This window comes from Alitiscatomonas sp. (assembly GCF_037242085.1).
Classification (GTDB): domain Bacteria; phylum Bacillota; class Clostridia; order Lachnospirales; family Lachnospiraceae; genus Alitiscatomonas; species Alitiscatomonas aceti.
In genome coordinates this window covers 1-1,439 of sequence record NZ_JAXXBR010000002.1, presented here as the reverse complement: position 1 = coordinate 1,439, position 1,439 = coordinate 1, and the positions used below count along the sequence as shown (strand labels likewise).

General features: G+C 47.1%; 3 protein-coding genes. All 3 read right to left on the bottom strand.

Going from position 1 to position 1,439, the window contains the following annotated elements; translation table 11 throughout:
• Positions 1 to 145: 145 nt before the first annotated feature.
• Genes rpmC through rpsC form a run of 3 tightly spaced genes read right to left on the bottom strand, consistent with a single transcriptional unit; the run spans position 146 to position 1,438 of the window.
• Positions 146 to 355: a 50S ribosomal protein L29 gene (gene rpmC, locus WIH05_RS00020; protein ID WP_021905521.1), complete on the bottom strand. Its 210-nt coding sequence runs from the start codon at positions 353 to 355 to the stop codon at positions 146 to 148.
• Positions 345 to 782, bottom strand: coding sequence for a 50S ribosomal protein L16 (gene rplP / locus WIH05_RS00015; RefSeq protein WP_022272679.1), 438 nt, complete (start codon positions 780 to 782; stop codon positions 345 to 347). Before rplP ends, rpmC begins: the two co-directional genes overlap by 11 nt.
• Positions 782 to 1,438: a 30S ribosomal protein S3 gene (gene rpsC / locus WIH05_RS00010; RefSeq protein ID WP_022272680.1), complete on the bottom strand. Its 657-nt coding sequence runs from the start codon at positions 1,436 to 1,438 to the stop codon at positions 782 to 784. Before rpsC ends, rplP begins: the two co-directional genes overlap by 1 nt.
• Position 1,439: the final 1 nt, after the last annotated feature.

Sequence of the window (1,439 nt, the reverse complement as noted above, 5' to 3'; positions counted from 1 at the left end):
TTGCTAACTACCTTACCAGTACGTGTTTTTCTAAGATTTCTTTCCACGACGGATAGTCTCCTTTCAAATTTCGTTCAGTCACACGCATCGGCGTGTGTCATAATAGCGTCCTGTGATCTGTCTGGCAGAACGGCGCTGTTATGAATTAGTTAGCAACCCTTGCCTTCTCTGTGATAACAGTCTGAATTCTGGCGATGTTCTTGCGAACCTCTTTGATTCTGCTGGTGTTATCTAACTGATTGGTTGCGTTCTGGAATCTTAAGTTAAAGAGTTCCTTCTTTGCTGCAACTAATTCCTCGTTTAACTCTGCAGCTGTCTTCGCTTTTAATTCTTCTACATATTTATTAGTTTTCACTGTTATCACCGCCTTCTAAATCTGCTTTAGAAGCAATCTTACACTTGCAGGGAAGTTTGTGCATAGCAAGACGAAGAGCTTCCTTTGCTGTTTCTTCTGGAACGCCAGCGATCTCAAACATAACACGGCCTGGCTTAACAACTGCTACCCAGTATTCAAGAGCGCCCTTACCGGAACCCATACGAGTCTCAGCAGGCTTTGCTGTTACCGGCTTATCCGGGAAGATCTTGATCCATACTTTACCACCACGCTTGATGTAACGAGTCATGGCAACACGGGCTGCCTCGATCTGGTTGGACTTGATCCAGCACGGCTCAGTGGCGATCAGGCCATACTCACCGTTGGAGATTTTATTTCCTCTTAAAGCTTTACCGGCCATCGTTCCGCGGAACTGTTTGCGGCGCTTTACTCTCTTAGGCATTAACATTATTTATCGCTCCCTTCCTTATTTCCCTTAGTAGGAAGTACTTCGCCTTTGTAGATCCAAACCTTAACGCCAAGCTTGCCGTAGGTTGTGTCTGCCTCAGCGAAACCATAGTCAATATCTGCTCTTAATGTCTGAAGCGGGATAGTTCCCTCGCTGTAAAACTCTGTACGCGCGATATCAGCGCCGCCGAGACGTCCGCCTACGGCAGTCTTGATACCAAGAACGCCAGCCTTCATGGAACGGCCCATGGTGGACTTCATGGCACGACGGAAGGAAACACGGTTCTCTAACTGCTGTGCGATGGACTCAGCTACTAACTGGGCGTCGCGGTCCGGTCTCTTAACTTCCTTGATATCTACAAACAGCTTCTTGTCGGTCATCTTCTGGACTTCAGCTTTTAATTTCTCGATCTCAGCTCCGCCCTTACCGATCACAACGCCCGGTTTAGCTGTGTGAACGATGATCTTGATTCTATCAGAAGCGCGCTCGATTTCGATCTTGGAAATGCCGGCGCTGTATAATCTCTTTTTCAGGTATGTTCTGATCTCGTGGTCCTCGATCAGGTTGTCAGCGAAATCAGCTTCAGCATACCATCTGGAATCCCAGTCTTTAATAACACCGACTCTCATGCCGTGTGGATTAACTTTCTGTCCCATA

Coding starts and splice junctions, on each gene's coding strand:
- rpsC (WP_022272680.1), bottom strand. CDS start 1,438: ATGGGACAGAAAGTTAATCCACACGGCATGAGAGTCGGTGTTATTAAA.
- rplP (WP_022272679.1), bottom strand. CDS start 782: ATGTTAATGCCTAAGAGAGTAAAGCGCCGCAAACAGTTCCGCGGAACG.